Below are 23,283 nucleotides of genomic sequence, written 5' to 3'. Positions count from 1 at the left end.
GGAGCCTAAGCTCCTTTTTTTATACACGTTATATGCTAATTAATGCGCTTAGTCGGAATAGGCATTGCGCACACATCAACATAGTTATGGGCGTGCACAAACCAAGGTTCGGTACGATTTTTTCGCGCCTCAATCAGCTCCTTAAATGATTGTGAGTCTGTGTTCATAACACTAAAGGTGCTTTTATCACTTTTAATATCAGCTAACACCTCAATGTTTGTAATTGGGTTAAATGGCGTATTAGGAACAGGCTTACGCTGTAAACGATTAAAGTGATCCATACCTTCAAGCACTCTACCAAATACAGTAATATTTTTATCAAGGTAGCGCGGACCTTGCCCAATGGTGACAAAGAATTCCGTGCTTGCACTGTTTATCTCATTGCCACGCGCCATGGCAAACACGCCGTGGCAATGTACCTGCCAAGTTTTTGTATTAGTAGCATTTTGTGCAACGGCAAAACCGTTTAAAAACCCCGTTACAGGCGCGTACCCATCACCTTGCAGCTCTGTAATTTTAAGCGGCTGTGTGGTGGTATGGTAAAACTCCGCTGGCACCGTTTTATTAGCCGTTTTAATTGGTTTGTTGCCTGAGCTGTCGCCACCTTGTGCTACAAACCCTTCAACAAAACGATAAACACGGGTATTTTTGTAAAAGCCTTCTCGTGCAAGTTGTTTTATGTGCGCAGTATGTTTAGCTGCAAGCTGCGGGTTAAGCTCAACATAAGCCGCCCCTGTAGGTAGCGTAATTTTTAAAATATTTTGCTTGTCTACATTTCGCCATTCGTGCGCTTTAGCCTGCTTTATGACCTCGCTTGCGCTACGTGTTGGGGTTTGTTGAGTACTCGCGTATTGCTCTGTGTGTTGGGCACAGCCAGTTAATCCTGTTATTAGTGCTGCTAAATATAATCCTTTCATATAATTCTATTTAATCCCAATCAAACTTATAGAGTAAATCAACATTTTGATTTAAACCACTAGTGATCTCTACATAAAATTGCGAAAGCAGCTGATAACGAATAGCGACCTCGCTGAGCGAGTCAAACACCCCTACGCTGTATTTAACTTGTAAGCTAGGCGCTACATAGCCCGATATTTCAAGTTTAGTGTTATCGCCAGAACCCGTTGAGCTTAAGCTTACATCAGATAAACCAATGGTTTCGCCAACTTTAGATACAACGCCTTCACTGCGGCTCACCCCTTGTGAAAGCAATAACTGAGTAAGCATGGCGTCGCTTGAACTGTCACCCTCGCCTAACGGCTGCCCATTGAGTAAATAAGCAAGCGCTTGTGCTTGATCCATTGCCGGCTCAGAAAACACTTTTAAGGTAGGTTGCTCAACGTTACCAGTAAGCGTAACACCTGCCACAACACCGTTTGCTGTAGTATCTGGATTACGTATGGCTTTAATATTTAAAAACGGTTGCTCAATTGAGCCACTGAACCCTATTTGCCCAGTACTAATAATTAAATCTTGGCCAAAAGCTAAATACGTACCATCTATTAAATTGAGCTCGCCGGTGGCAATTATAGGGGCGCCCTGACTCATTTTGATGGCTAGATCTCCCGCTATTTTAGACTCAAGGCCAAACGATTCTATTTTCACATCGTTTTTAACAATGACTTTTAAATTTACATCGTAGTCAAATGGCACGTTTTCTGATTTTTCCGTTTGCTGATCAACAATAATCTCATCGTCGCTCACTTGAACGGCGCCCTCTGGCAGCTCTTCAATCATTACTCTGCCATAAGGTACAATCACTTCGCCCGACAGCTTTAATGCATTATTTGCCAGTCCAATGGTTAAATCAGGAGATACTTTAAACGTAACACCTTGCTGTGCACGTACAAAAAACTGCTCGCCATTAACGCTTACGTTTACCTCAGGCTGTGCGCTTTGCCAATCTACATCGCCAGTTAAGTTTATTTTACCGCCTTGGCTGTCGTTTAAATTACCTTTAATTTTGGCGGTAGTTTTATCAAATAAAATGTTTATATTAGATTTTTGCAATACTATAGGTAACTGCTCACCTTCTAAATTGATATCACTAACATTTAGCTCACCTTTTAATAGTGGGTCTTGCAATGTGCCAGCAAGTGCCACGTTACCGGTTATATCCCCTTTTAATTGCTCAAGGGTTTCGAGAAATGGATGTAAGTCTGATAACAAAATTTTGTCTATATCGATGTTACCGTTTAATGTTTGCTGATTTTGAATATCATCAATATTAATTTGGGTGGTTATTTTACCCAGCACACTTGAGTCTAAATCTGCTTCTAGTTTACCTGTTTGAGAGTCAGTATAGGCACTGATTTTTAGCGTTTCTATAGGCAACCTAAACCGGTCTTCCTCTGAGGTAAGAACCGCAACAAGTTCGTGCGAATTTAAATTAGCCCGTAGTGTTTTTAAAGCGCCCTCGCTCCAATTTGCAGCAAAGTCGCCGCTTATATCGCCTCGCGTACGCATGTTATCTGGTAAAAAATGTTTTAGCTCTTCAAGCGCTAAATTGCTCAAGGTGGCATTAAATTGGCCCAAGTTTTTGGTTTGCGCAAGAGTGTTAATGCATAGCTCACTTTTGTTTGAGCGCCAACAATGCGCACTCACATCAAAGTCGCTGGTTTGAGTATTAAACATCACTGCAATTTTTTTACTATTACTAAAGCTAAGCTTTTTATCACTTAGCGTTATGTTACTGAGCGCGCCATTCCACACGTCATTATTTAGCTTACCGGCTACTTCAAGCTCAGCAGCCCCTTGCTCTGCATCTACAGCGACAACAATTTGGTGATCGGTTTTATCGCCAGAGGCTGTTAGCTCAACGCGATTAATGATCTCATCAGCAACCTTTGCTGAGCCTACGTTTAAGCTCACATCGGTTTGCCAGTCTGCGGCGGTATCGAGCTGGCCTTTGAGGGCGAGTTTGTTAACGTTTATATCGTTATAGATAAAGTTGTCGAGTAATAACGATAAATCAACGGCAGGGGTTAAACGCTGGCCTCTGATTTTTAAATCGGCCTTACCATTTGCTACAAATGGCAGGTTCGTTTGCTCACTTCCTGTGAGTGTTACTTTTCCGTCGACCTGCCAGGTGTCGTCTACTTGCCCGCTCAAGGTTAATTTATTAGGCCCGCTACTCAAATACAGGCTGTCTATGTTGGCTTTAAGCGTATTATTAAGTGTAAAGTTTGAGGCAAATTCAAGCGGTGTTTGGTTAAGTGTTCCTGTAAGCTGCGTATTATCCATTTGCAATTGCCAGTTTTGCCCTTCGCTATTAAAGCGCCCCTCTAGCTGACCAGAAATATCACTTGTAACGGTATCTGTTAAATACTGTGCTTTTAAACTATTTAACGAACCAGAAAATTCGGCCTGTATGCCATTTTGCCAATTAACGTTGCCATTGAATATTGCACTACTGTCGTTTGCTTTTAGGCTTAAAGTGCTTAGCTGTGCTTGGCTAAGCGAGCCGATTAATTGCGTATTTAATACAACAGCTGGATAGGCACCTAGCTGGCTATCCGCTTTTAAACTTAGCGTATAATCATCTGCATTACCCGAGGCTGATAAATCAACATGACTTACTTTTAGCTCATTACTTTGCGCATCAATCAGCCATTGTTCTACTTTACCGGTAAGTTCAAATGGATAATTTTTTTGTTTTAAATTAGCCGTTGCCGTTAAATTCAATGGGTATTGGCCGGTTGTATTTAACTTTATATTTAAATCAGATAGATCACCACTTAATGCTAGATTAGCTTGATGTAAGTCGCTATTTAAGGCTATTTCACCCTTTATCGGCAAGTTCCCAGTAAGTTCACTGCTCAACTGCGTATTTAATTGCCATTGTTGATACTGCGCGCTAAGGGTTTGTAAGTTAACTTTTTCATCTTCTACATTTAGTGCAAGCGCTATGTTTTCAATTGTATGTGTTTGCTCACCTTGTTCAATACCCACTTTTTTTACGTCAAACTGCTCTACCCGTAAATTAAGGGGCGATGTAAATTCTATATCTGGTAACGCGGGTAGCGCTGTTAGCGCCTGGCTTTGCTGAACCGTTGACTGTTTGGATGAGGTGGGTTGCTCTTTAAGCTTTACCAGTACATCGCTAATAGTCAGGCTTTTTACCGCTAAGGTTTCATCTTCGGCTTTCGCTGCAAGGGTAAAGTTATTTACGGTTACATCAGCACTGGAATGGTTTAATACAAATTCGTTTATTGCTATATTCTTTACTGCAATATTAAAGGGAAACGTAATTTTAGCTAATGGCTCTGAGGCGCTCTCTTGTGTAGCTTCGGGCGCATTGGCAAGAGCAAGCTTGACTGACCGCGCACTTACATTCTCAATACATAAGCCATCGCACTGCCACCAAAATAAATCTATTTTAAGCTGCTGGGCTTTAAAATCTGTACTTTGGTTTTTAAAGCTCACATTAAACGGGTTGTTATATAAAAAGCGCCCTTTTTCAATCTCAATATGTAAGCCGTCCACCATTTTATTTGCACTATAAGCAATAAATTGATTACCGGGCGCCGTAAATAACAAACAAAATATAATAACGGCAAGCGTGATTAAAATGCCGATGACAGCGGCGGATATTTTTTTAAATACTGACATTAAATTTCTGGCCCTATGGTAATGCTTAAACGTGTACTTTTACTTTCTTTAGTCAGCCCCCATGCATGATCTACTTTTACGGGGCCTATGGGCGTTAAATAACGAAAGCCAAAGCCTGCGCCCACTTCAAAGTCATCCGAAAAGTCATTTGTGGCGGTACCACCATCTACAAATATGGCTGCGCGCCAGTTTTGCGCAAATTGGTAGTTGTACTCAATCGTACTAGTAAGTAAGTATTTACCACCAATTAAGTCACCGTCTTCATCTTCAGGAGAAATAGACTGATAAGCAAAACCACGTACACTTTGGTCACCACCGGCATAAAAACGCAATGAGTAAGGTACATTTTCAATATTATCGACCAGCATTGCGCCAACGTTTGCTTTTAAAAAAACTAAGTGTTTATCTAAATAAGTTCGTAGCCACGCATGCTGCAGCTGCACACGGACCAAGTTTGTGGTTGAAAGTACATCGTCTAAACCAAACTCTGCCGAAATTAACCACTGCTCCCCCCAATAAGGCGTTGTGCCCCCTTTTGTTTTTTTACGGGCATAGCTAATACCTGGCATTAGCATTTCGGTGCTTTCTTCAGGTTCATCACCAATGCGGTATGTTTCTTGGTCGCGGCGTAAAAATGCCGTGCGTACCCATTTATCTTCAGTTAACCATTGGCGCTGTAATTGTCCGGTCAGTATTTCACTGTAAATATCATCGGCAAGTTCATCTTCTAATTTGTAACCTACTGAAAACCGCCATAAATCGTCGTTCGGGTCATCGACTGGAATGGTGTACGCCATAGAAATATCTTGCTGTTTCTCAGCTACATTTAAATTGCTTTCGAGATAATGCCCGTCATCGGTTATCCACGGTTTACTCCATTTAAAACGCACTTTTGGACCCAGTTCGGTATTAAAGCCGCCACCCACTTCGTAGCTATTAGCGGGTTTGTGCAGCACGTCAATATTAATCGGTACTTGCCCGTTGGCTCTTGCTGGTATATCGGCATAAATACGCACGCTTGAAAAATACGGCGTGCTTGAAAGTTCAAGGTTATAATCAGCAATCTGTGTGGCTTTATAAGCTTGACCTTGGGTAAAAGGCGCAAGTGAGCGAATGTATTTTTCTGCGGGCGTGTCTTTTGCGATGATAATATCGCCATAGGTGTAGCGCACGCCGGTGTCTATACTAAATGTGATAACGGCACTGTTTTTTTGCACTGATACAGCAAGCTTTCGAACTGGCCATTTAGCATCAAAATAGCCTAGCTCTAATAGCATCGACTCTATTTTTTTATGGGCTGAGTCGTACTTGCCATGATTAAGCACATCGCCTTGGGTTAAATTTAAGTTTTTAATAACATTTTGTAACTGCGAGTCGCTTTTCCCCTCACCATTGAGCGTTATATTAATTGCTTCAATGCGAGTGGCAGGTCCGCGTTCTATTTGGACGATAAGCTCTTTATCGTCTTTATCAAACTCAATGTCTATCGTTGGATTGTAATACCCCAGCGCTTTAATACTGCTTTGTACTTGCTTTTTGGCGTAGCGACGCAAGGTTCTTGTAGGCTTTTCACCAACTAATTGCTTTAAATATAGCTCAACGTTACTTTCTAACTCGCCACTGATCCCTTTAATCTCGTAATCTTCAATTACCCTTTGCTCAGCGCTGACTTGAGTGCTTATGAAAAAAACGAAAAAAAACACAAAACGTAATAACTGTTTGAACAAGTAAATATCCTTACTTTTTATTCTTTAAATTTAACCTTGGATGAGTTGCATACTAACATAGCCATAATGAGCAACACATTAACTTAATCGTAATCTTGCACCAAATTTTGCTCGTTTTTAACGTTAAAATTAATACGCTTTAAAGCAATATTTTGGTTACAATAGCCACTACGAATACAAAATTAATTTTAAATGAGTTTTTAATGCAATTCCCTGATGATGATAACGGCCAACTTTTAGCCGAAATAGCCGCTGCTGGCGTTGATTTAAGCAAAATGCACCAAATCGATTTTTTCATTTTATTTGAACAACAAGCTGACGCTGAAAAGTTTGCTAAAGAAATAGTCTCTGATGCATTAGTACAAAGCACTAACGTTGAAAAATGCAAAGACACAGGCGTATGGGAAGTAATTACTCATGTACAAATGGTGCCAGAGCACACATTACTTGGCCAAGCAGAGCAATACCTTGAAAGCATTGCTAATAGCTACAATGGCTATGGCGATGGCTGGGGTTTAATGGACGAAGACGCCGCTTGATAAGGATCAGTTAAGCCTAGCCGCTTAACTGATTCGCTTTTCTAAAGCTGCCTGTGTAATCAAATAATTTATCAGATACCTTCCAGCCATACTTTTTACTTTTACGCGCTATAACAAAGTCAGGGTGCACTAAATCAAACTGTGCCTTAATAACCTGCTCAGCATTTTTAAATTCGACTGGCGCTTGCCCCTGCCCTAGGCGTTTTCCAAACTGTTTATTAAAAATATACTGCCCGCCTTTACTGGCAAGGTTATATACCTCATCGCAACTTGCGCCATCTTCATCAAAGTAGGTTATTTTAATTAAATCATCTTTCAGTTTTACCACTGATAACCCGCTGCAGCGTAGTACTAACGCATCCTTTAAGTTAAGTGCGTTGCGTAGCTTGTCATCGGGGTCGGCCATTACAGCGCCACAATCATGGCACTGACGCGCAGCGATATCGTTTTGAGCGCCACATTGGTCACACTCTTTAAACCTAAACCGATAATCGCATTGCTCTTTATGGCCTTCGTCATCTTCTAATAAACCTTGGCAGCGCCTACCAAAATGCTCAATGACTTTGCCTGCTGAATCGGTTTTTCCCCAAAAAATATTTGCAAACCCACACCCAGGGCAAAGCACTTGAACGGGTTCATTATCGCTGTCACCTTTTTTATCACCCACTTCAGGGTGAAATAAATCAAAGCCGTTGCCTGCGTAATCTATAACTAAGCAATCTGTTTTTCCTTCATTTAGCCTAAGCCCACGGCCAACAATTTGCTGGTATAAGCTAACCGATTCGGTAGGGCGTAAAATAGCGATAAAATCAACATGCGGGGCATCAAATCCGGTAGTTAAAACAGAAATATTAACGAGGTATTTGATGTTTTTTTGTTTAAATTGATTTATTAATTTATCGCGTTCAGCATTTGGGGTATCACCAGTTATAAGGGCACTTTGCTCTGCGGGTAAATAAGTTAAAATTTCTTGAGCGTGCATCACCGTTGCCGCAAATATCATTACGCCTTGGCGGGTTTTGCTGTATTGTATTACCTGCTTTAGTATAGCTTGCGTTGCGCGCTCACTATTTTTTAAAAGCGCATTCATGTCATCAGTCGTATATTGACCAAACGCATTAGTAGCCAAGGACGAAAAGTCATAATGACTAATTGCCGCGTCCACTTCATTTGGCGGCGTTAAGTAATTATGTTTGATCATATACCTGAGCGGTAATTCAAATATACAGTTTTTAAATGGGCTTTCTTTATTACCTTTTACAAAACCATGGTAATGATGATGGTATATCCACCCCATTCCTAATCTATAAGGTGTGGCCGTTAAACCCAATACTTTTAACTGAGGATTATATTGTTTGAGCGTATTTATAACCTTTCCATATTGGCTTTTTTTATCACCATTTACTCTGTGGCACTCATCAATAATAAGCAAAGAATAATGCTCATTTAATTTATTTAAATTACGCGATAAAGATTGAACACTGGCAAAGGTAACTTGGTGGCTAAAGGATTTTTCTTTTAACCCTGCTGAAAATATACTCGCTTTTAAACCAAAGCTTTTATATTTTTGTGCGTTTTGCTCTACCAACTCTTTAACATGTGCAAGCACCAGTATTTTTTGTTTAGCTATTCGCGCAAGCTCTGCAATAACAAGGCTTTTACCGGCACCGGTAGGCAGTACAATTACGGCAGGGTCATTTGTTTTTCTAAAATGTAAAACGGTGCGCTCTACGGCCTCTTGCTGATACGGCCTTAATTTATAGCTCATGAAAATAGTAAATAGAATAACCAGAAATGCAGTTTAACAAATACTAAGCGACTGCGGGGAGTTTAAGGTAAGTTTTCGACAATTAAACCTGACTTGCAAAGCGTAAGCCTAAGGTTTAGTTATTAAGTTGTACACCATTAAAAAAGAGAAGCCGTAGCTTCTCTGTTATTTTATTAAGCTAGGTGCTTTTGTAAATCAACACCTTCAAACGCTTTAGGACGACGTCCACGACCGGTCCATTCAACCACCTCGCCATCTACTTCAATGCGATACTTAGCTTTTACTTTAGTTCGCTTATCTGCAGTACCATCTTGTAAATCTTCTAACGTAAGTCCTTTTTCTTTTAAAAGATCCAACACTTCCTGTTTAGCTTGTAGCTGCTCAGTATATTTTGCAATCGCATCAGTGATTAATTGTTGTGCTTTTTCTAGCTCAGTTAATGATGCTGTTTTAATAAAAGATCGAACTTCTTTCATTTATATCTCGCTAAATTATAGGGTTAGATTTTAATTCCTTTTTAGTATAAGCCTAAAATAGAAAATAGGCTACGAGAAGAAAGTATTAGCTATTTTTTTAAAGTTTAAAAAAAAGCCGCGATTAAAATCACGGCTTTGGCATTTAATAACTAATTAAAACTTAGTAGTTAAACTTAATTGTAAGTATCTACCAGTTACATCATATGCTTCAGAAACTGTATTAATACCTGTACCACCACTAGAAGAACTTTGGTTAGCAACTGGTGGTTGCTTATCAAATAAGTTACGCACTGTTAATGTCACATTTGTACTATCAGAGAAGCTATAGCCTGCTGAAATATCGTGATAAACAACTGATGGGAATTCGTTATACTTCTCTAAAGGAGTAAAGTCTGTGTAGTTGAAGTTACCTCCATCAACACTATCTTTTGAACGATCCCAGTAACGCATACGCCACGAAAGATTTAAATCTTCTAAGCCGTAGCTTAAGTTAAGATTAGCTCTGTTATCTGGTGTGAATACTTGACCGGCTTTTTCAACTGTTTCACCACTTATGATTCCTGTTTCATCATATTTTATTAGGTGATTCCAAATCAGATTTGCACCAAATTCACCATGCTCAGTATCAATTTTGTACGCTAATTCAATGTCTACACCAGAGGTTTCAATATTATTTTCGTTACTTGTTCCCGAATTAACTTCAACTAAAGCACCATTTTGGTCACGTAAAGAATTTCCACCGCAAGTAGAATCAAAGTCAGCAGCACTTACATCAAAACAACGGTTTAGTACTGTAGTACGGCTTGTCGTTGAAATAGCATCTTCCACAGAGATATCATAGTAATCTACTGTTAAAGCAAACTCTTCAGTTGCTTGCCACACAACACCTAAGCTATATGTGTCTGCAGTTTCTTCTTGAACATCTTCATTACCACCAATAAAACCACCAGTGCTTTGTGCCTCTGTTTGTGTTAATTCAAACGAGCCATTTGCAGCAACACGAGCTGCAATCTCAGGAATTGATAAACAGTTTTGTGCTACATTACCTGTCGAAGAAGCCGTTACACCGCTACATGGGTCAGTAACATTAGCAAAAGTTTCGCCTCTTCCACCAAATAAATCTGCAATGTTTGGTGTACGTATAGCTGTTGCTGCTGAAGCTCTAAATTTCAATGTATCAATTGGTGAGTATTGAATACCCGCATTCCATGTTGTTTGACCACCAACAATTTCATGATCTGAATAGCGAGCAGCCAAGTCAAGCTCAAGATTATCTAAAATAGGTAATATTGTTTCTACATAGTAATCGTTAGAGTAGTAACTACCATCAGTTGGTAATGAGCGGTTAGTACTTGACGCACCAGTTTGGGCTAGATCACCTGGGTTGAAGAAACCACTTTCTAAACGGTGCTCTGCACCCATAGCTACACCAATTCTTCCGCCTGCTAGTTCAACTGGTAATTCACCAACTAAAGAAGCTGAAACTATAAATTGCTCAGTTTGGCCAGCAATTTTGGCAGGTACTTTAACGTAATCAACAGCTTCTGCTGATACAGAGCCTTCACCAAATAAATTTAAAGGTACACAACCTTGTAAAACAGCTAAATCATTAGCACATTGAAGTGAACCATCATCGTTTTGTACTACATCAAAAGCTTGTGCTGCTCTTTCAATGTTAACTTGGCCACCACTGTCTTGACGTTGATCAGTTTTACCCCAAGATACATAAGTATTTAATGACCAGTCATCATTGATCATCCAATCTATGCCTGTCGCAATTCGAACAGTATCACGCTCTAAATCAGTAGAACGAGCACCAAACTCAACCATACGGCGAACTAGCTCGGGAATGTTATCATCTAAGCCATAACCGTCATTAAGAAGATTTTCACGAAGTAACTCCGGAACCATAGGATTACTAAGCTTAATGCCACCCTCTCCACCACGTTCTGGTAAGAATACATCATTAGTAGAAAATGGCGTTGGCTCAATTGTAGAGTTATAAGTTTTAGATGAGTTCCAGTTCATCTCAGCAAAGAATTCCACATCATCATTAATTTCTTGCTTGATGTTTAACGCAGCATACTTTCTTTCAAGTGGGGTAACTAATTGACGATAATCAGCTCTGTTAAATGCATCGCCACCTTCAAGCCCTGTGTAAGGAGTACCGTCAGCATTATACGAGCCTACTCGACCTTGAGGAGTATACGAAGAGAATACCTTCCCTACATACTCGTTACCATTTTCATCAAGTAGTATAGCTTCATCAAACTCAGAAAATGCACGGTCAGAAGGTTTTAGACCTTTGTCATCATCATAACCAATAGCAACGGTTACATTACCAGAATCCCAGCTGTTACCAGCGGTCAAGTTTAGCGAGTACTTTTCGCGATCGCCTTCGCCTGATATACCAGTTTGAGCATTAACTTCAACACCCTCTACGTTGTCACGAGTGATAATATTTACTACACCGGCTACAGCATCAGTACCATAGATGGCAGATGAAGCGCTTTTTAATATTTCGATTCGCTCAATCATTGAGGCTGGGATGGCATTTAAATCAACGGCATAACCACTTGAAGGTGAACGACCAGATACAAAACGACGGCCGTTAACCAATACTAAAGTGCGCGCTTCACCTAAGTTTCTTAATGAGGTTGTGTTTAAACCTACGCCAGAAGTACTGAATGAAGAGTTAGATTGGTCTGCGCCGGCAATAGCAACAGGTGATTGGTTTAAAACGTCAGCTACGTTTAATGCCCCCATTTGCTCTATATCTGTTCTGCCAATAATAGTCACAGGTACTGGTGTTTCTACGTCAGTACGCTTAATACGTGAACCAGTTACCTGAATACGCTCTACCTTTCCAACCCCTTCTTCAGCAGCAAATGAATTTGCTGAAAACGCAGCTGCAGATGCTGCACCAAAAGCAATCGCTAAGCGCACTGCCTTTGAAACTTTATTATTTAACATGTGATTCTCCCTGAAAGAATTTTATTTATATATTTATTATTTTAGCTATTAAATGAATAGCATAAGAAGTGAAAGCATCGCTTCTTTTGTAAATGTTATTATCAATATATAAACATAGTCAACACATTAAAAACCAATAATTCACACCACTTTAAATATAATTAACTAGAGTTTATTTCAATAAAAGGGACAGACAATTAAATTTAAATATACCAAAAACCGGAACGGTGTATTTTTAGGTATAAAGTCCAAAATACATTTATTTATTAACATTTTTAAAAGTATTAACAAGATAATTTAAAATTTATAAATGACAATGTGACTGAAAATGTTGTTTAACAAATCGCTGCAAAGCTAGAAGGGGTGGGTTATGCAGCTCATACGGCCTATGAAATACCATCAAAGCTGCTAGGTTATTAATGCACAGAACACATTTGAGTGATGAGGCTAGCTATTTGCGTCCTTTGTAAAGCGTTCCGATATATTCATTATTAGAGTCAACTAAAGCCTCTTTAAATGTTTTATCGCCTAACAATAACAACTGGCTAATATCCTTAGAGTTTAACGCCGCCTGCTTTAAGTCACTTAACCTAAAGATCAGCCCTTCTAGCTCTTGAGTAAATAATTGATAAGCGCGTTCTAAATCAATTTTTCTATTATTCAAAATAAACTGAAAAAAGTCAGGATACCGTGTTCCATCAACTGCGTGTGGATGTACTCCCCTTTCAAGCTGGATAAGGTTATTTATTGTTTTTATCAAGTTATTGACCTGAGCATTATCACCTTTTGTTAACTCATCAATTAGCTGCTTTAAGGGGGTTAACAAGTCGCTACGTACGCGAACAGCAGACTCCAGTATAAGCACATTTGGTTTAACTATATCTGAGTCTATTTCATGGCAAACAATTTGATATAACCCACCTGGTTTTAATACCCTAAATAATTCAGGAATACTTTTTGAAAGTTCACTGTATTCAATTGCAAATTGAGCCACTATCGCATCAAATTCATTATTTTCAAAAGGTAAGGTCTCTGCACTTACATTTGATAAAATACGCGACTCAGGCACGCCTGTAACGCTCTTTGCCACTGTTGCTTTATCAATACCAATAAAGCTCAGCTGATCTTTATTACTATCGTGTATAAGCTGTACCAGTGCGCCATTGCCTGTGCCTATGTCTAGTATCTTACACTGTGGACTAAGCTCAGTAGCAAAACCTGTCCAGCTCTGCTTGAGCTTGCCTGTATAGTTTTTTTTAATATCCTGCCCAAATGAAGTTAAATACCCTTGAGACCAATACTCACTCCAATAATTTTCCATAAAAAATCCCCATAAAAAAAGGGCTGAATAAATTCAGCCCTATATATCAACCTGTTTCTAATTAATATTAGAAGCTAATTGAGTAGTTTACACGGTAATCACGACCAAAGTTGTTGTAAAGGTCTTGGTTATCCCATGTACCAGCTGAAGAAAGAACTGGGTCTTCGTCAGTTAAGTTACTTACAGTAAATGTTACAGCGCCGTAAGGACCTGCATTGTAGCTGTAAGTCAAGTTATGGATTAACCAGCTGTCTAAATCACCTGATTGCTCGTAGAAACCATCACCATCTTCATCAACTTCAGTTTCAGACGTGCTTGCTGTGTAAGTAGAGTTCCAAGATACTGTGTGATCATCAAGTGACCAAGAAATTGTTGCTACTGACTTAAGATCAGGTTGGCCAGACCAACCAGCAGTGTCTTGTACAACACCACCTACTTCAGAATCGTATGAAAGTGTTACACTGTTAACATTGTTAAAGCGGAAGTCACCAAAATCAGTCTCTACGTTTGCATTAATAGTGAAATCAAAACCTTCAATTTCAAAACCAGCACCGTTAAAGTAAGAAGTACCTGCTTCGATTAGCGTACCTGAAGCAGAGCGCTTAAGGTAGAAAGTTTCATCAGACGTATCTGTATCAACACCTACTGCAGTGATTAGGCCAGCTGCCTCATCAGATAATAAGCCCTGTAGAGATTTAGACTGAATAACGTTATCAATAGAAAGTTGGAAGTAATCTAACTTAAAGCTTAAGTTATCGTTTACATCCCATGCCACACCTAAGTTGATGTAATCTGAAGTCTCAGCTTCAAGCTCTGAGTTCTGAGTATAGTATGTGTTGTACTGACGTGATGTAGTAGAACCGTTATTATAATCGATTGCAGATTCAGCAGAGAATGTACGTGCTGCATTAAGTAAATCAAGGCCTGGTGCACGGAACGACTCAGAGTATGAACCACGAATCACTACGTTATCAGCAACCTGCCAGCGAGCAGATACAGCTGGAGCAACATTGTCACCAAAGTCAGAGTAATCATCGTAACGCGCTTTTAAGTTCACTTCTACTGTATCAGAAACTGGTAGTACTGATTCGAAGAAAATAGCAGTAACATCACGGTCACCCATTGAAGAGTTACCTGCAGAGCCACCGATTAAGCCAGCTTCAGATTGACCGTCGTAAATATCTTCGTAAGTTTGTTCAAAGTATTCAACACCTACATAGTGAGCAACAGCTCCCCCTGGTAGTTCAAATAAGTCAAAACCTAAACCAGCAAAATATTGGTCAAAAGTAGAGCCTGAGCTTTGTAACGTAGTCGACTTCATGTTGGCAATGCCTTCATCAGAGCCTAAATCGATATCGTTAGCTTCGTTGTATGCTAAACCACTGTAAGAAAGGTAGTATTCACCTACAGATTTGTTATCTGCTTTATTGTGGTGGTAGTAAACTTCCCAAGAAGCATTGTTCCAATCTAAGTCACCACGTAAACCAGCTGTTAAATCTTGGTTGTAATCGTCTACGTTACCATCACGTGTACCTATACCTACCCAACGGAATAAACCATATGCACCGTCTTCACCGTATGGGTTATGCGGGTTATCAGCTGCCATGTTTTCCCATGCTGCAGCCGGTGGAGCGTAACGACCAAATGAAGAGTTTTGTACAAACATTGTTTGAGCAAAGAACTCAATGTCGTCTGTTAGCTCGTAGTTAGCACTAACATATAATGTGTTACGGTCAATTGAAGCTGTGTTGTAAGATACATTAGCAAATGCATACATACAGTACTCAGAGCCAGGACCCCAATCTTCGTTTGCATCAACGCGGCGGAAAGTATCTTCACCGTATTCAGAGATTAAATCGTCACATAAAAGTGAAGCTGACGCTGTAGCAAAATCTGGAGAAAGTACAGTAGCACCAAAGTATGACCAACCTACAGTATCTGCAGTGTAAGCTTCAATGTCGCCATCACCGTCTAAGTCACCAAGCTGAGCTTTAGTGTAGTCACGGTCAGCATCTGAAATACCTTTACGAGATTGGTGGTCAAAAGAGAATGTAATGTTACCTTTATCGTTTGAAACACCACCAACTACAGAAAATTCAGTTGAAGTAGTGCCTTCGTCTTGGTCACGGTGACCCGCGCCAATGTTGAAAGTTAAACCTTCAAAGTTCTCTTTCATAATTACGTTAACAACACCCGCCATTGCATCAGAACCATAAATAGAAGATGCACCTTCAGTCATGATATCGATACGCTCAACTGCAGCCATTGGAATTGCATTAAGGTTAGCAGAAGCGCCACCTAATGTTGGTGAACCTGGGAAACGACGACCATTTAAAAGTACTAAAGTACGACGTGAGCCAGCACCACGTAAGTTGATAGTTGCCTGTGATTGAGCTGAGCTACCAGAACGCTCTGAAAACGAGCCGAACGAGTTTAATGAACTAGAACGTAGCGCATCTGCAACTGTGTAGTCACCTTCTAGTTTAATATCAGCAGAAGTAATAGATACTACTGGAGAAGCACCCTCTAAATCTGTACGTTTGATACGTGAACCAGTTACTTGGATGCGTTCTACTTTCTCTGCAGACTCTTCTTCTGCAGCAAATGAACTTGACGAAAATGCAGCTGTTGATACTGCACCAAATGCAATCGCTAAGCGAACTGCCTTTGAAACTTTATTATTTAACATTTGATTCTCCCTGGGTCACCACTTGTTAGAAGCGACTATTATTTAATTATTTTTTGTTGTCACAGTTTGTTAACAGCGACTAAACCAAATACTAAACAAAAAATATCTAAAAGCCAACTACTGTTAACCAAATATTAATTAAAAAAGGGGTTTTTATTGGTTTTTAGCTTAAATGAAGAATTACTGTACAAAAATAGAGCTAAAACGTGGATTATGTAATCAAAAAATGCATTAATGGGTACAAGCTAGAACAATTCGAACTGTTTTAGCTCAAAATTGTTTACGTTAACGTTAACAAACTGCGCAACCATTTCTAATAAGGGTACAATCTGTTTATCTATATACAGTGAGTAGTCGTAGCTATGCAGGCCTTGATACAGCTCAACACCATGTGTTGTGTAAACGAATGTAACAAATTCACCTCTTTTTAGCGTAAATTCACTATTTTGCTTCTGAAACTTTTTTACGGCTTGTACATGGGGTGGGATATTTTTTTGATAGTCGGTTAAGTTTTGACCTAAACGTTTTTTAAAAACCAGCAAATGATTAAATTCGCCACGTAAAAGTTTACTAATGTAATCGTTTACAAGGTCACTAATTTGCTCAGGTTGATTAAAAAGGAGGGTAAATAAGTCAAATTGGAACTGTTGAGCCAGTTTAGTCCAGTCACTTCTTACGGTTTCTAAGCCTTTAAAAACCAATTTTGATTCTTCCGGCTTTATCAACTGACCTACATAGCGCTTTTTAGACCCCACACTTTTACCTCTTATGGTGGGTAAAAAGAACGGGCTGTAAAGCGATTCAAACTCTATTTCTAAATGGCTAGTTAAATTATATTTAGCGTGTATGTGTTGCTGCCACAACGTGTTTATGTGTTTAGCTAACTGTTTACCTATTTTATTACACACTTCAACACTTAAATCATCCGTTAACTTTACAAAGGTCGAATCGGTATCGCCGTAAATAACACTATAACCTTGCTCTTCAATCCACTTTTTAGTTTGCTGCATTATTTCATGGCCACGTAAAGTAATAGAGCTTGAGAGTCTAGGGTCATAAAAACGACAGCCTTGTGAGCCTAATACACCATATAAGCTGTTCATTATTATTTTAATGGCTTGAGATAGCATTAAATCGTGATTATCTTTAGCTCGTTGACGCTGGAGTGCTAGGCTTTTTATAAGCTTGGGTAAGTGGTGCTGATCTCGAGAAAACTGTGCGCTATTAAAACCTTCAATACTATTTTCAGGGTTTTCAATCCCTTCTATCAGGCCAAGCGGGTCTATATAAAAGGTTTGCATAATACTGGGGTACAGGCTTTTAAAATCAAGCACGATGACATTTTTATACAGCCCTGGTACCGACTCCATAACATAACCACCTGGGCTTTCAAAAGTCAGCCCATGATCGCCCATATTGGGGGCTACATAACCGCTTCTATGTAGTAAAGGCAAATACATGTTTACAAAAGCCGCCACTGAGCCGCCACGCTTTTCGAGCTCAAGGCCGGTTAGCTGTGTGCGAATAACTGCAAAATCGAGAAGCTTTAGCTTATCGAAAATTTTATTAACAAGTATGCAGTCTTGGCGATTGTAGTTAGCAAGCGCGAGCTTATCTTCATTAAATTGACGAATAATCTCTTGTAAGCTGTTACTGGACTCGATTAATTTAGATTCACCTAAAATCTCTTTTGAAACATTGGCAAGTGAGAAAGTCTCAAAGCTATAGGTGGCATTTTTTAGAGTGTCAATACCATCTATTACACAGCGCCCAGGAATAGAAACCCGCGTAAAATGCCCCTTTCTAACATACAAAGGAAGGTTTCCTCTTCCTAGTAATAGTTTTACTCCAAGTGCTACAGAGCGCTCATAAATAACTGCAAAATCAAACTCAATAACATTCCACCCAATAATAATATCTGGGTCGCATTGCTTAATAAGTGTTACAAGCTGATGCAATAGAGCAACCTCGTCTTCGCACCATATAATAGTATAACCAATGCTTGGATCATGATACTCAGGCTCTCCAATCATGATTACGCAATCTAAACCACAGCCTACTAAGCCAATAGAAAACAACACCCCACTTTCATTGCACTCTATATCAAGTGATAACTTAGAAAGTGTAGGTGTATAGTCTGCGTTAGCTTTTAATTTAGCATCTAAAATTTCAATGTAATGCGCATGATCTAATCGTTTACCCGTAACCCACGCTCCGCCTTTAATAAAGCGCTCCATTAAATAGCGCTCAATGGGCCTTATATCATCTTCATAAAGTGTAATACCGCGACTTTTTAACGCTTTGCTCGCACTATAAAAGTGTTTGAGCGAGTAAAAGTAACAGCCACATATTACTTGCTGCTGAAAGTTTTTAAGTGAAAGAGGTTTGATTAAAAAGTTCAGTGATTCGGCAGATAAAATAGCTTGAGCTGCTTTTTCATCTGACTTTTTTATAAAAAATAGCGCGGTTTCATTCTCAGAAATTGTTTTTATAGGTCCATTATCGGTAGCAAACCAAATTTCATATTGTAAACCCTGAGCGCTATCGTGCGCTTGTGCAGAAAGTACAAAGCCAGAAGTTAAATACACTATCAATAAACCTTACTTATATTTTGTTTTTCTACTTTAGGGCCTATAAACATTAAGGGTTGATAATTGTTCAACCTCAAAATATAAACAGACCACAATAGGGAGTAATTTATAAACTTAAAAAATCGCCGCATTAATTTTCTAAATTAATTTCATCGTTGCTTGTAGTTACACAGTTATAACTCTAAAATTCCTACACTGTAATTATATACATATTTTAGGTTTATCTCCCCATGCTTTCTGACCAACTAAAAAAAACCATTAGGCAAGTACACCAGCATGTGGCTAATAACCTCATTGATTACCGCCCGCGTAGTAGCCAAAACTACCTAGTTGCCGAAATAGCAAAAACACTGGCTGGCGAATACCATAAAAAGCAGCGCATTTGTGTAATTGAAGCAGGCACAGGTACAGGTAAATCACTTGCCTATTGTTTAGGCGCACTACCGCTTGCCCTTGCACAAAAAAAGAAGCTAGTTATTTCTACGGCTACCGTGGCACTGCAAGAGCAATTAATAGCAAAAGAGCTGCCTTTTTTTAAAAAGCATTCTGGGCTCGACTTTAAGTTTGACCTAGTAAAAGGCAGGCAGCGCTATATATGTGCCCATAAACTACATAACGCAGTTAATGGTGATAGCCAAACGCAAATGGAGTTTATGCCCACACTTACCTCGCCGCTAAGTGTTATGGAAACTAAATGCTTAAAAGGTCTTTACGATGCCTATGTAAATAAAAAGTGGCAAGGCGACAGAGACAGCTGGGCCGACACCATCCCCGATAGGGTATGGAACTTAATCGCTTGCGATAAACACGCTTGCCAACGCCAAATGAAAGCCCATCAAACCTGCCCGTTTCAGCTTGCTCGTAATCAGCTTATGCAAATGGATGTGCTTGTTATTAACCATTCACTCCTATTAGCTGATTTGGATTTAGGCGGTGGTAAAATTTTACCCGAACCCGACAACACTATTTATGTAATAGATGAAGCGCATCACCTGGCGCATATTACCCGCGACTTTTCATCAGCAGCGGCCACTATAAAAGGCACTATTGATTGGCTCGATAAGCTCACCAAATTTAGTGGCAAAATGTCTAAGGTATTAGTGGGACAAAAAGCCATTGGGCAAAACTTTAAGCTATGCGATAGCATTAACGATGCTAATAAAGACTTAAAAGTAGTGCGTGATATTCTTGATAATGCCGACTTTGAATACTCAAAAGACGATACATATCGTTTTGAGCATGGCGAAATACCAAAGTCATTGCACAATAAAGCTAAAGATATAAGTGATGCCACACTAGATGCACTGCGTTGTTTAAATAAAATGCACGACACCCTCACACAAGATGTAAGCGATGGCGATATAAAACCCTACGTTGCCGACCCCGTCTTGGCTGAAAGCGGGCACTACATAAACCGCTTAGAGCAATTAAATAAGCTGTGGTACAGCTATGCAAATAAAGGCGAAGGCACACCACATGCAAGGTGGATCAAACGTTTAGAATATAAAAATCATCACGACCACCTCTTAAGTGATTGCCCTATCGAAGTGGGCTACTACTTAAAAGACAAGCTATGGAATGAATGTGCCGGTGCAGTTTTGTGTTCTGCTACTTTAAGTGCTCTCGGTTCGTTTGATCATTTTGCTTATGAAAGTGGCTTAGTAAAAGAAGAAGGTGTTAAGTTTATTAAGGTCCCCTCTCCTTTTGATTACCCTAAACAAGCAACCTTGCGTATTCCGGTAAGTAAAATTGAGCCAACCGACAAAGCCTTTAGCGATCATATAGCGCAAACATTACCTGAGTATTTAAACACAAAAAAAGCCAACTTAGTGTTGTTTGCATCGTATTGGCAAATGGACCATGTGGCTAAGTTTCTTAGAACAAAAGGTTTTAACTTATTAGTGCAGGGCGAAATGTCGCGAGAGGCATTATTAAAAAAGCACACTCAAAATATTGATAGTGGTAAAGGTAGTATTTTATTTGGTACGCAAAGCCTCTCAGAAGGGCTTGATTTACCTGGTAAATATTTAGAAAACTTAATAATTACAAAAATACCGTTTGCCGTACCTACATCACCAATAGAAGAAGCCCAAGCCGAATTTGTACAAAGTAAAGGCGGTAACCCGTTTTTGTCTATCACCGTGCCCGATGCAGCAAAGAAATTGGTACAAAGCTGTGGTAGACTGCTGCGAAAAGAGAGCGATGAAGGCCGTATAACCATTCTCGATAGACGCTTAGTTACCAAGCGCTACGGCAAAGCCATGCTCGACACCTTACCACCTTTTAAAAGACAAATAGATTATTAATGTTTGAACTTGCACTAGATCCCACAACACTGGCAGTTTTATGTGCCGCGGCCCTTGCTGCTGGCTTTATTGATGCAATTGCTGGCGGCGGTGGGTTACTTACCGTACCCGCACTACTCACCGCAGGCTTGCCACCGCATCTAACGCTTGGCACAAACAAACTTGCGGCAAGCTTTGGCTCATTAACGGCCAGCTACACGTATTATAAAAAAAATCTCTTTAGCCCTAAATTTTGGGCAAATTCCATTATTGCTACCGCCATAGGCGCTGTAATTGGTACATTAATAGTCGATCACTTAAGTATTGAGTTTTTAAATAAGCTTTTACCTATCATTATAATTATGGTGGCGTGCTATAGCTTATTTGGTAGTTTAAGTACCACACAAGGCGACGATTTACCAAAAGTAACACCACTACTTAAACTAAAGCAGTGGTTGCAGGGTTTGGCATTAGGGTTTTTTGATGGCGTAGCAGGCCCAGGCGCAGGTACTTTTTGGACCGCATCTAATAGTTTATTTTATAAAATGAGCTTACTGCTTAACTGTGGATTAGCCCGTTCGATGAACTTTGTATCTAATTTTATATCACTTATTACCTTTGTGGCACTTGGTCATGTTAACTTTTTATTAGGCCTAATCATGGGCTTTTTTATTATGTTAGGTGCTTGGATTGGCGCTCACTCAGCAATTCGCTTTGGTGGTAAGTTTATTCGTCCCGTTTTTAACACTATGGTTATACTGCTAGCATTAAAACTAATTTACGAGGCTTATTTATAAATGCAAACACACGCGCTGGATAAATTACGCCAACAAGTTGCTACGCTCAAACAACAAGCTGAGCAATTTGATAGTGCAAAGTTGTTTTCTAAAAACCGCTATATGCAGGCGCAGCCTAGTTTATTTGACCGCGGCGTATTTAGTACTAAAAGCATGAACCTAACTGACTACGTAATAGAAATTGAAGACGAAATTACCGGCTTACCACCCAGTGAGCACCGCCATGCTTATGCTTATGCACTCGAGCGCATAGGTAATCAAGTACACGCAGTATTTAATGTTATTAAATCAACCCCTATTTGGGCAAAAGAAAACAAAAATCAGTACAAACCTAGGCCAAAAAATACGGTTTATAAGCACGCCGTAAAAAAAATAATGCAATCGTCGCACGAGCTATACGACGAGCTTAAGCAAAACCATGAGTTTGAACGACGCTTAGTGTTAATGATTGAAGAGCGCAAACTACAAATGGAAAAAGCTACCCCAGCGCAAGCACAAAAACTTAATATGGAAATTTTAACCACGCATGCGCGCTTAGGCCGTTGCCGTAAAGCAATTTCGGCCACCGAAGATAAAATTCAACAAGTCGAAAAACAACAATTACGCTAATGCAGCTTTTTTACCACCCGCTTTACAGTGCTTTAACGCTTCCTGAGCGCCACCGTTTTCCTATTCAAAAATACCAAATGCTAAAAGCTGAAATAGAACGCTTAGGCTTTGGGGCTACACAGTTTAATACACCAACTAAAGCAACGCCCAAGCAGCTTGCACTGTGCCATAGCCAAGACTACATAAATGATTTTTTAAACGCCTCGCTCACTAATAAAGCAATTAAAAAAATGGGTTTCCCGTATTCACGCGAATTAGTAGAGCGTACGCTACTTTCGGTTGGGGCAAGTATTCAAGGCAGCGAATACGCACTAAAACATGGTTTTTGCGCTAATTTAAGTGGAGGCTATCATCATGCATATAGCGATTACGGCAGTGGCTTTTGTATTTTTAACGATTTGGCTGTGGCTGGCGCGCATTTAATCAATACAAACCAAGCCGATACCGTATTAATATTTGATTGTGATGTACACCAAGGCGATGGCACAGCACAAATTACGCAACATAATAACGCTATAGTTACCTGCTCTATTCATTGCGAGCAAAATTTTCCGCGCTTAAAGCAACACTCCGATTACGACTTCGCCCTACCTGCCAACACATCAGATACCGAGTACTTAACAACGCTAAAACAAGCCCTCGAACTTTGCGTGCGTATTCATAACCCCGATATTATTTTATATAACGCAGGGGCTGATATTTACGAAAAAGACGAGCTAGGGTTATTTAACGTATCGCTTGAAGGGGTTTATGCGCGCGATCATTTTATTGTTAACTACTGCAAAGCCCATAAGATCCCACTTATGTGCGCTTTAGGTGGCGGTTATCAGCGTAATTTAAATGCGTTAATTAATGTGCATAAACAACTATTTAAAGCGGCTATCGATTTATTTTAGT

At 39.7% G+C, this 23,283-nt stretch carries 14 protein-coding genes; 5 read left to right on the top strand and 9 right to left on the bottom strand.

Features of this window, described 5'->3' with window-relative positions:
- Positions 1-35: 35 nt before the first annotated feature.
- Genes CWC17_RS01060 through CWC17_RS01050 form a run of 3 tightly spaced genes read right to left on the bottom strand, consistent with a single transcriptional unit; the run spans position 36 to position 6,314 of the window.
- Positions 36-917 carry a peptidylprolyl isomerase gene (locus CWC17_RS01060; RefSeq protein ID WP_138611857.1) on the bottom strand — a complete coding sequence of 294 codons (882 nt, stop codon included), beginning with the start codon at positions 915-917 and terminating at the stop codon, positions 36-38.
- 10 nt (positions 918-927) lie between these two features.
- Positions 928-4,611: an autotransporter assembly complex protein TamB gene (gene tamB, locus CWC17_RS01055; protein ID WP_138611856.1), complete on the bottom strand. Its 3,684-nt coding sequence runs from the start codon at positions 4,609-4,611 to the stop codon at positions 928-930.
- The gene (locus CWC17_RS01050; RefSeq protein WP_249935872.1) at positions 4,611-6,314 is read right to left on the bottom strand and encodes an autotransporter assembly complex protein TamA; all 1,704 of its coding nucleotides are present in this window, start codon (positions 6,312-6,314) and stop codon (positions 4,611-4,613) included. Before CWC17_RS01050 ends, tamB begins: the two co-directional genes overlap by 1 nt.
- A gap of 227 nt (positions 6,315-6,541) precedes the next feature.
- Here CWC17_RS01050 and CWC17_RS01045 point away from each other — a divergent pair, with 227 nt between their 5' ends.
- Positions 6,542-6,877: a ribonuclease E inhibitor RraB gene (locus tag CWC17_RS01045; protein ID WP_055014124.1), complete on the top strand. Its 336-nt coding sequence runs from the start codon at positions 6,542-6,544 to the stop codon at positions 6,875-6,877.
- A 16-nt stretch (positions 6,878-6,893) separates the two neighbouring features.
- Here CWC17_RS01045 and radD read toward each other — a convergent pair whose 3' ends face one another.
- From radD to CWC17_RS01015, 6 genes are all read right to left on the bottom strand, one after another.
- Positions 6,894-8,645, bottom strand: coding sequence for a DNA repair helicase RadD (gene radD / locus CWC17_RS01040; RefSeq protein WP_138611854.1), 1,752 nt, complete (start codon positions 8,643-8,645; stop codon positions 6,894-6,896).
- 173 nt (positions 8,646-8,818) lie between these two features.
- On the bottom strand, positions 8,819-9,121 hold the full coding sequence (locus CWC17_RS01035; RefSeq protein ID WP_055013917.1) for an H-NS family nucleoid-associated regulatory protein: 303 nt from the start codon (positions 9,119-9,121) through the stop codon (positions 8,819-8,821).
- Positions 9,122-9,274: 153 nt separating this feature from the next.
- Positions 9,275-12,094: a TonB-dependent receptor domain-containing protein gene (locus tag CWC17_RS01030; protein WP_138611853.1), complete on the bottom strand. Its 2,820-nt coding sequence runs from the start codon at positions 12,092-12,094 to the stop codon at positions 9,275-9,277.
- A 451-nt stretch (positions 12,095-12,545) separates the two neighbouring features.
- A complete protein-coding gene (locus CWC17_RS01025; protein ID WP_138611852.1) occupies positions 12,546-13,415 on the bottom strand; it encodes a class I SAM-dependent methyltransferase in 870 nt (289 codons plus the stop codon).
- Positions 13,416-13,482: 67 nt separating this feature from the next.
- Complete coding sequence (locus CWC17_RS01020) at positions 13,483-16,104, bottom strand: TonB-dependent receptor domain-containing protein (RefSeq protein ID WP_138611851.1); 2,622 nt, start codon at positions 16,102-16,104, stop codon at positions 13,483-13,485.
- Between the two features lie 245 nt (positions 16,105-16,349).
- Positions 16,350-18,692, bottom strand: a complete 2,343-nt coding sequence (locus tag CWC17_RS01015; protein WP_138611850.1) for a DNA polymerase II — start codon at positions 18,690-18,692, stop codon at positions 16,350-16,352.
- A 233-nt stretch (positions 18,693-18,925) separates the two neighbouring features.
- On the opposite strand from CWC17_RS01015, the gene dinG reads away from it, so the two are divergent.
- From dinG to CWC17_RS00995, 4 genes are read left to right on the top strand one after another with little or no spacing between them, the layout of a single operon-like run.
- Positions 18,926-21,001 (top strand): ATP-dependent DNA helicase DinG, encoded by a 2,076-nt coding sequence (dinG, locus tag CWC17_RS01010; protein WP_138611849.1) that lies wholly within the window; start codon positions 18,926-18,928, stop codon positions 20,999-21,001.
- Positions 21,001-21,777: a TSUP family transporter gene (locus CWC17_RS01005; RefSeq protein WP_138611848.1), complete on the top strand. Its 777-nt coding sequence runs from the start codon at positions 21,001-21,003 to the stop codon at positions 21,775-21,777. The genes dinG and CWC17_RS01005 overlap by 1 nt, the downstream gene beginning before the upstream one ends.
- Positions 21,778-22,386 (top strand): primosomal replication protein, encoded by a 609-nt coding sequence (locus CWC17_RS01000; RefSeq protein WP_138541665.1) that lies wholly within the window; start codon positions 21,778-21,780, stop codon positions 22,384-22,386.
- On the top strand, positions 22,386-23,282 hold the full coding sequence (locus tag CWC17_RS00995; protein WP_138611847.1) for a histone deacetylase family protein: 897 nt from the start codon (positions 22,386-22,388) through the stop codon (positions 23,280-23,282). Before CWC17_RS01000 ends, CWC17_RS00995 begins: the two co-directional genes overlap by 1 nt.
- Position 23,283 lies beyond the last annotated feature (1 nt).

Source organism: Pseudoalteromonas sp. S3785 (assembly GCF_005887365.1).
Lineage (GTDB): Bacteria > Pseudomonadota > Gammaproteobacteria > Enterobacterales > Alteromonadaceae > Pseudoalteromonas.
The sequence above is the reverse complement of the archived record's forward strand: the minus strand, read 5'-3'. Positions and strand labels throughout refer to the sequence as shown.

What these genes read in the sequence shown, in the direction of transcription:
- CWC17_RS01060 (WP_138611857.1), bottom strand. Translation starts at nt 917, where the DNA reads ATGAAAGGATTATATTTAGCAGCACTAATAACAGGATTAACTGGCTGT.
- CWC17_RS01000 (WP_138541665.1), top strand. Translation starts at nt 21,778, where the DNA reads ATGCAAACACACGCGCTGGATAAATTACGCCAACAAGTTGCTACGCTC.
- dinG (WP_138611849.1), top strand. Translation starts at nt 18,926, where the DNA reads ATGCTTTCTGACCAACTAAAAAAAACCATTAGGCAAGTACACCAGCAT.
- CWC17_RS01005 (WP_138611848.1), top strand. Translation starts at nt 21,001, where the DNA reads ATGTTTGAACTTGCACTAGATCCCACAACACTGGCAGTTTTATGTGCC.
- CWC17_RS01045 (WP_055014124.1), top strand. Translation starts at nt 6,542, where the DNA reads ATGCAATTCCCTGATGATGATAACGGCCAACTTTTAGCCGAAATAGCC.
- CWC17_RS01035 (WP_055013917.1), bottom strand. Translation starts at nt 9,121, where the DNA reads ATGAAAGAAGTTCGATCTTTTATTAAAACAGCATCATTAACTGAGCTA.
- radD (WP_138611854.1), bottom strand. Translation starts at nt 8,645, where the DNA reads ATGAGCTATAAATTAAGGCCGTATCAGCAAGAGGCCGTAGAGCGCACC.
- tamB (WP_138611856.1), bottom strand. Translation starts at nt 4,611, where the DNA reads ATGTCAGTATTTAAAAAAATATCCGCCGCTGTCATCGGCATTTTAATC.
- CWC17_RS01030 (WP_138611853.1), bottom strand. Translation starts at nt 12,094, where the DNA reads ATGTTAAATAATAAAGTTTCAAAGGCAGTGCGCTTAGCGATTGCTTTT.
- CWC17_RS01020 (WP_138611851.1), bottom strand. Translation starts at nt 16,104, where the DNA reads ATGTTAAATAATAAAGTTTCAAAGGCAGTTCGCTTAGCGATTGCATTT.
- CWC17_RS00995 (WP_138611847.1), top strand. Translation starts at nt 22,386, where the DNA reads ATGCAGCTTTTTTACCACCCGCTTTACAGTGCTTTAACGCTTCCTGAG.
- CWC17_RS01025 (WP_138611852.1), bottom strand. Translation starts at nt 13,415, where the DNA reads ATGGAAAATTATTGGAGTGAGTATTGGTCTCAAGGGTATTTAACTTCA.